Genomic DNA, 7,361 nt, shown 5'->3' with positions numbered 1-7,361 from the left:
GAGATGATCAAGGTGAACGGCAAGTGGCTGATCAATCGCGAGACGTCGATTCCGTGCAACGGCAATACCGTTGGCGGTTGCAAGGGGCTGGTGAAGTAAGGCCGGCCCGGCACGGCACGGCCGGCTGAGCCGGCCAGCTTGAAAAGACAAAGGCCATGCGAGTGCATGGCCTTTGGCGTTGTGGGGGCGTTGAAATCAGGCCAGCAGGCTGGCGTTCAGCGTATAGGTTCCGGTCAGGCTTGCTTCGGCCAGAACGTGGCTCTGAATGGCGGCGCGGACTTCCGGGCCACCGAACCTGCCATCGAGCGGCAGCTTTTCAATATCCAGCGCGTACACCGTAAAAATGTAGTGATGGATGATCTCGTCGTTCCACGGTGGGCACGGGCCATCGTAGCCGTAATAGTCGCCGCTCATGTCATGGTCGCCGGCGAACCAGTCGGTGTAATTGTTGATGCCTTGCCGGCACCCCTGCGCCGTCTGCGGTCCGGGTTTGCCGCGCGGCGTAACTTGATGGCTGAATTCGCCTTCGGCAATCGTGTTGAACGTGGCTGGCAGATCGATCAGAACCCAATGGAAGAATTCGACGCGGGGCAGGCTGGCGGGAACGGTTCGACCTTCCTGATTGACGTCGTCCCCCTGGCTGGGGACATCCGGATCGTGGCAGATGACAACGAACGATTTCGTTCCGGCCGGGGCATCACTCCAGGACAGATGGGGATTGATGTTTTTGCCAAGGCAAACGTGGTGAGCCGGGTCAGGGGTACAAAAGGAATAGTCGCCCGGAATCTTTTGCCCATCTGAAAAGCTGGTGCTGGTCAGTTGCATCGTTACCTCTCCTGAATTACGCCGCCTGGCGTTTGAAGTCTCTCAGGCGGAAGCCAAGAATCCACAGTGTGCCGAAATAGGTGGTTGCGCCAAGCGGAACCAGCCAAGCCAAATGAATTGTCCGGTCGATGAAGCTCCTTTGCAACCAGCTTTTTTCCAGGCCCATGCCAAACCACAGAATACTGCCCATGACGATCAATGCGAGGAGCAGTTTGCTACTGAAAATCAGCCAACCGGCCTGTGGCTGGTAGATTTCCAGACGGCGCAGGCCGCGATAAAGCATCAGTGCATTGAGGCAGGCAGCCAGACCGATCGACAGGGCGAGGCCTGCATGCGCCAGCCAGCCGACAAAGGCCAGGTTCATGATTTGTGTGGCGGCCAGCGAGATCAGCGCTATGCGTACCGGCGTCCGGATGTTCTGGCGGGCGTAAAAGCCGGGGGCCAGCACCTTGACGAGAATCATGCCGGTCAGCCCGACGGTGTAGGCAACCAGGGCTTCGCGGGTGCGAAAGACATCGTCGGCCGAAAAGGCGCCGTGATAGAACAGCGCCGAGACCAGCGGCACGGCCAGAATGGCCAGGGCCAGAGCGGCCGGGGCGGCAAGTAGCAGGGTCAGGCGCAGGCCCCAGTCGAGCAGTCGCGAATACTCAACCGGGTTGTTGCTGGCATGGTAGCGGGACAGCGAGGGCAGCAGGATCGTCCCCAGCGCGGCGCCGAGCAGGCCGGAAGGAAATTCCATCAGGCGGTCGGCGTAGTAAAGCCAGGAAACGCTCCCGGATGCCAAAAACGAGGCAAAAATGGTGTTGATCAGCAGGCTGATCTGCGACACCGAGACACCGACCATGGCTGGCGCCATCAGTTTGGTGATCCGGCGAACCCCGGGGTCGGCCCATGCCGCACGCCAGTTCAGTGATGGTCGGGGCAGCATGGCGATTTTCTTCAGGGCGGGAATCTGGATCGCCAGTTGCAACAGGCCTCCGAGAAATACAGCCCAGCCCAGCACCAGCACCGGCGGGTCGAAAAAGGGCGCGGCAAACAGCGCCATGCCGATGAATGCCAGGTTGAGCAGGACGGGCGTGAAGGCTGGCAGCGCGAAGCGGCTCCAGCTATTGAGTATCCCGCCAGACAGCGCAACCAGCGACATGAAGAGAATGTACGGGAAGGTGATGCGGGTCAGCGTCACCGTCAGTTCAAACTTGCCTGCATCCGCTGCAAAGCCGGGAGCCGAGACCCAAACGAGGATCGGGGCCGCCGCAATGCCGATTGCGGTGACCGCAAACAGCGCAATCGAAAGCAGGCTGGCGACATGGTCAACCAGCGTACGTGTGTCTTCCTCGCTGCCCTTGTTCTTGTACTCACCAAGGATGGGCACGAAGGCTTGGGAGAAGGCACCTTCGGCGAACATCCGGCGGAGCAGATTGGGCAGCTTGAAGGCGACAAAAAAAGCGTCGGTGGCCATCCCGGCGCCGAAGGCGCGGGCAATGACGAAATCACGCGCGAAGCCGAGAATTCTTGAGAGCAGGGTCATGCCACTGACCGTGGCCAGCGCGCGTAGCAGATTCATTTGATGTGGGTGTCGCCGAAAAGCATGATTCTACGCTGTGCTTCCATGAAGGCCGTAATAGGCATTCAAGATGGATTTTCAGATGCCAAAGTGGGGGATTTCGAATGCGCCTTGTTGCCCGTATGGATCGGCTACTGTAGAATTCGCGGCCTTGGTTTGCCGCTTTAGCTCAGTTGGTAGAGCAGTTCATTCGTAATGAAAAGGTCGCCAGTTCGATTCCGGCAAGCGGCACCATCTTGATTTAGCCCACTTCGTGTGGGCTTTTTCATTTCCGGTGGTGCAGTTTATTCGAGACTGAGCGTTACCCGATTGCGGCCAGCATTCTTGGCGGCGTACAGACAGGAATCGGCCGTTTTAACCAATTGATGCGGCGCTTTGTCCGCGCTCGGGTGCGTGCTGGCAACGCCGAAGCTGCACGAGACGCGGCCATCGATACCGCGTTCGTGCGGGATGCACAGGTCGCGGGCTGATTGACGCATACGTTCGGCCACTGCGTAGGCGCCAGTGGCATCGGTGCCGGGCAGAATGGCAACGAACTCTTCGCCGCCGTAGCGAGCGACGGTGTCTTCGACACGAAACAGCGATTCGCTGAGCGAACTGGCCACCGCCTTCAGGCAGAAGTCGCCGGCCTGATGCCCATAGATGTCATTGAACTGCTTGAAGAAGTCGACATCGCTGAGCACGATGCTGAGCGGGGTGTCATTGCGGATGCAGCGCTTCCACTCAACCGCCAGGGTGTCATCGAAGTGGCGTCTATTGGGTATGCCGGTCAGGCTATCGAGAATGGCGATTTCCTTGAGCTGTCTATGTACTTCACAGATTTCCTGTTGCCGGGTTGAAATCCGCAACATGGCGCGTACCTTGGCCAGCAGTACTACTTCCGAGACTGGTTTGGACAGGAAGTCGTCGCCGCCGGCCAGGATTCCCTGGGCGAGCGTGTCTTCATCGGTGACCGAGGAGAGGAAGACGATCGGCGTCCATGGCGAAATTCCCGTCTCGATTCTGGATAGTTCCCAGGCGCGGATTTTTCGTGTCAGCTCGATGCCATTGGTGTCTTGCTGGGTGGTGTCGAGCAGCACCAGGCTGGGCCAGGCTTCGCGGAATATCTGCAGAGCAGTCTCGCCGTCGCCGGTGGCCATGGTCCGGACCTCCGGCAATTGGCGAAGGCACTCGCAGATCAATGCCCTGTTGCTTGCCGACGGGTCGATGACGAGTACGGTCGGCCTGCTTCTGTCGGGTGCGATCTGCTCGGACATGATCGGGTTGCCTTGAATGGTCTGGATACTTATCGATCATAGCACTGCGTAATGCAGAGATCGAAAGTGAAGGCATTTTCGATCGTCACATCGAGGAGTAATATGTGCCTTCTTTCCATACGGTACCGTCTGGAAAATGACAAATATTCAGGAGATGGTTGCGATGCAAATTCAGGACAAAGTATTTCTGGTAACCGGCGCGGGTTCCGGGCTGGGCGCGGCGACGGCGTGTGCTTTGGTGGAAGCCGGGGCGAAAGTGGTGTTGGTTGACCTGAATCGTCAGGCGGGCGAAAAGATGGCGACTGAACTGGGTGCAAACACCTGTTTTGTCGAAACGGATGTGGCCAACGAGACTTCTGCGGTCAACGCGATAAATACGGCGATTTCCAAATTCGGTGCGCTGCATGGTCTGGTGAACTGTGCCGGTGTCGCGCCGGCCGAGAAGGTTCTTGGCAAGGAAGGGCCGCATCGGTTGGAGAGTTTTGCCAAGGTAATCAACATCAATCTAGTCGGCACCTTCAACATGATCCGCCTGGCGGCTGATGCAATGATGAAACACGAGCCGGATGCCGGTGGCGAACGCGGCGTGATAATCAATACCGCCTCCGTTGCCGCCTATGAAGGTCAGCTTGGGCAGGCGGCCTACGCGGCCTCGAAAGGCGGCATCGTGGCGCTGACCCTGCCGGTCGCTCGTGAACTGGCACGCAGCGGCATCCGTTGCATGACCATCGCCCCGGGCATCATGGAAACGCCGATGCTGCTCGGCATGCCGCCCGAGGTGCAGGACTCGCTGAATAAAATGGTGCCGTTCCCGACTCGCATGGGCAAACCGGCCGAGTACGCGGCGCTGGTTCGGCACATCGCCGAGAACGCGTACCTGAATGGTGAAGTCATCCGGCTGGATGGCGCCATCCGGATGGGCGTCAAATAAACTATACTTCGGCTCTGTCCTTGACCCAAAAGGCACTTCGGTGCCTTTTTATTTGATGCCCCCCGCCTCCTGCTATCACTGTGGCCTGCCGATTCCCGACGATGTTGATCTGTCGGTGAAGATAGACAGCCAGCCGCGGGCCATGTGCTGTTTTGGCTGCCAGGCCGTGGCGCAATCGATTGTCGATAACGGGCTGGCCGACTATTACCGCAGCCGCGATGCGATGCCCGAGTCGCCGCGCGAAGCCATGCCGGCGATTCTCGAACAACTGGTCATGTACGACCACGCCGAATTCCAGAAAAGCTTTGTCAAGGAGCTTGGTCAAAACGAGCGCGAGGCGTCGCTGCTGCTTGAGGGCATCACCTGTTCCGCCTGTATCTGGCTGAACGAGCAGCATGTTGGCCGATTGCCCGGTGTGATGGCCGTCAATATCAACTACACGACCCGCCGAGCCCGCGTGCGCTGGGACGAAACCCGCATCAAGCTCTCGGATATTCTCAGCGCCATCGCTGCCATCGGTTATCGCGCCTACCCGTACGATGCGGCCAAAAACGAGGAAATTTCCCGCAAGGAACGGCGTGAAGCCATGTGGCGCCTGTGGGTTGCCGGCTTCGGCATGATGCAGGTAATGATGTATGCCTACCCGGTCTATATTGCCGACGGCGACATGGCGCCCGACATCGAAAGCCTCATGCGCTGGGCCAGCATGCTGCTGACCATGCCGGTCATCTTTTATTCCTCGGCACCTTTCTTCCGCAACGCCTGGCGCGATATCAAGCTGCGCCGCGTCGGCATGGATGTGCCGGTGGCACTAGGTGTTGGCGCCGCTTTCATTGCCAGTTGCTGGGCAACATTTATGCAGGCCGGCGAGGTCTACTTCGATTCGGTCACCATGTTCATCTTCTTTTTGCTGGGTGGCCGCTATCTGGAAATGACGGCGCGCCAGAAGGCAGTCAGCGTCACCGAGGCGCTGGCCCGCCTGCTGCCTGCCTTTGCTCAAAAAATACCGAAATTTCCGGTTGACCGTAACACTGAGCAATGTGTTGTCGCCGATTTGCGCCCGGGCGACTACGTCATGGTTCGGGCTGGAGAGATTGTACCGGCGGACGGCCGGGTAATCGAAGGTGTCAGTTGCGCCAACGAGGCGTTGCTGACGGGGGAAAGCAAACCGGTGCCTAAGTCGCCCGGCGAGGCGGTGACCGGTGGGTCGATCAATGCCGAAAGCCCTTTGGTTGTGCAAGTCGAGCAAGTTGGCGAGGGAACGCGTCTGTCAGCGATCATCCAGTTGATGGAGCGGGCGGCTGCTGAAAAACCGAAAATCGTCGTTCTGGCTGATCGCATCGCCAGCTATTTCGTCGCGGTTCTGCTTGCCGTGGCGATTCTGGTCGCCGTCGGCTGGTATATCGTCGATCCATCGAAAGCATTGTGGATTACCGTTTCAGTGCTTGTTGTTACTTGCCCATGCGCACTTTCGCTGGCGACGCCGATCGCCCTGACAGTGTCGGCGGGCGCCTTGGCGAAGGATGGCTTGCTGGTAACGCGCGGCCACGCCATTGAAACACTGGCGCGGGCAACTCATTTTGTCTTTGATAAAACGGGCACGTTAACGACAGGGCGGATGCATCTGGTGGATGTCCTCCCAACCGCCGGCGAGAGTCGGGAAACCTGTCTTGCCATGGCGGCCGCACTTGAGCACGCCTCTGAACACCCGGTGGCCACTGCACTTCGTCTGGCTGCCGGGGAAGAGTTGCCTGTTACTTCGGCAGTGTTCAGTGAGCCCGGGCAGGGTATCGAAGCCCTCGTTGGCGGCCGCCGTTGCCGAATCGGCCGCCCTGATTACGCGCTGGCCCTGAGCGATGCCAAACTGCAGGACACCGCAGCCGGCTGGCTGGAAAGCGGTGATACGGTTGTCGCTCTTGCTGATCAAACCGGCTGTCTTGCACTGTTTCGGATCGGTGACGAATTGCGCCAAGAGTCGGCTGAGTTGATTTCGGAACTGCGTAATGCCGGGAAGAAAGTCATTCTCCTGACGGGGGATGCGCCTGCCGTGGCGCATCTGGTTGCCGGCAAGCTCGGCATCACTGATGTCAGGGCCGGGGTTACCCCGCAGGGCAAGCACGATTGCGTCACCGGGCTCCAGGCTGAAGGCGCCATCGTCGCCATGCTTGGCGATGGCGTCAATGACGCGCCGGTGCTGGCTCAGGCGCAGGTGTCGGTCGCCATGGGAGGGGGGGCGCAGCTGGCAAGGACTCAGTCCGATTTCATCCTGCTCTCCGAGAATCTGGATCATTTGCGTCACGGCCTGCGGCGTGCCCGGAAAACCCTGCAAGTAATTCACCAGAATCTTTGGTGGTCCTTCGCGTACAATTTTGTTGCCCTGCCATTGGCCATTACCGGCTACGTAACCCCTTGGATTGCCGGCATCGGCATGTCGGCCAGCTCTTTGCTGGTCGTCCTTAATTCACTGCGCATTCAGCGTGTGGAGACAGATTGATGGAAAGCGTATATCTCCTCATCCCGGTATCGGTCATCCTTGTCTTTGGGATCGCCATCGCCTTTTGGTGGTCAGTGCGGAGCGGGCAATTCGATGACCTCGAGGGGCCCGGATTTCGTGTTTTGATGGACGAGGATCAGCCAAAGCCACTCGACGATACCAAGGAAGCCACCAAACGAGACAATGTTTGACCTGTGTCAACGCTAGGGGCGCTGACACTTGGCATAGTTATTACATTGTGAAGCGGAAGCTTTGCAGCGATTCTCTGTTGGGGTTGGGGTGCGTTACGAC

6 protein-coding genes and 1 tRNA gene are annotated in these 7,361 nt (G+C 58.9%); 4 read left to right on the top strand and 3 right to left on the bottom strand.

Annotated features, from left to right (window positions below):
• Nucleotides 1-195 precede the first annotated feature (195 nt).
• Both AC07TV_RS20180 and murJ read right to left on the bottom strand, forming a co-directional pair.
• On the bottom strand, nucleotides 196-825 hold the full coding sequence (locus AC07TV_RS20180) for a YbhB/YbcL family Raf kinase inhibitor-like protein (RefSeq protein ID WP_494650170.1): 630 nt from the start codon (nucleotides 823-825) through the stop codon (nucleotides 196-198).
• 16 nt (nucleotides 826-841) lie between these two features.
• Nucleotides 842-2,389 carry a murein biosynthesis integral membrane protein MurJ gene (gene murJ / locus AC07TV_RS20175; RefSeq protein ID WP_494650169.1) on the bottom strand — a complete coding sequence of 516 codons (1,548 nt, stop codon included), beginning with the start codon at nucleotides 2,387-2,389 and terminating at the stop codon, nucleotides 842-844.
• Between the two features lie 158 nt (nucleotides 2,390-2,547).
• Here murJ and AC07TV_RS20170 point away from each other — a divergent pair.
• Nucleotides 2,548-2,623 (top strand) — tRNA-Thr (locus tag AC07TV_RS20170).
• A 50-nt stretch (nucleotides 2,624-2,673) separates the two neighbouring features.
• Here the strand turns inward: AC07TV_RS20170 and AC07TV_RS20165 are convergent.
• Nucleotides 2,674-3,645, bottom strand: coding sequence for a GGDEF domain-containing response regulator (locus AC07TV_RS20165; protein WP_494650168.1), 972 nt, complete (start codon nucleotides 3,643-3,645; stop codon nucleotides 2,674-2,676).
• 163 nt (nucleotides 3,646-3,808) lie between these two features.
• On the opposite strand from AC07TV_RS20165, the gene AC07TV_RS20160 reads away from it, so the two are divergent.
• The 3 genes from AC07TV_RS20160 to ccoS are packed head-to-tail and all read left to right on the top strand — an operon-like array spanning nucleotide 3,809 to nucleotide 7,261.
• The gene (locus tag AC07TV_RS20160) at nucleotides 3,809-4,576 is read left to right on the top strand and encodes a 3-hydroxyacyl-CoA dehydrogenase (RefSeq protein ID WP_494650167.1); all 768 of its coding nucleotides are present in this window, start codon (nucleotides 3,809-3,811) and stop codon (nucleotides 4,574-4,576) included.
• A 55-nt stretch (nucleotides 4,577-4,631) separates the two neighbouring features.
• On the top strand, nucleotides 4,632-7,070 hold the full coding sequence (locus tag AC07TV_RS20155) for a heavy metal translocating P-type ATPase (protein ID WP_494650166.1): 2,439 nt from the start codon (nucleotides 4,632-4,634) through the stop codon (nucleotides 7,068-7,070).
• Complete coding sequence (ccoS, locus tag AC07TV_RS20150) at nucleotides 7,070-7,261, top strand: cbb3-type cytochrome oxidase assembly protein CcoS (protein WP_494650165.1); 192 nt, start codon at nucleotides 7,070-7,072, stop codon at nucleotides 7,259-7,261. Before AC07TV_RS20155 ends, ccoS begins: the two co-directional genes overlap by 1 nt.
• The last annotated feature ends 100 nt before the right edge of the window (nucleotides 7,262-7,361 follow it).

The organism is Azonexus sp. GW821-FHT04F04 (genome assembly GCF_059420025.1).
This window is presented reverse-complemented; position numbering and strand designations above follow the sequence as displayed.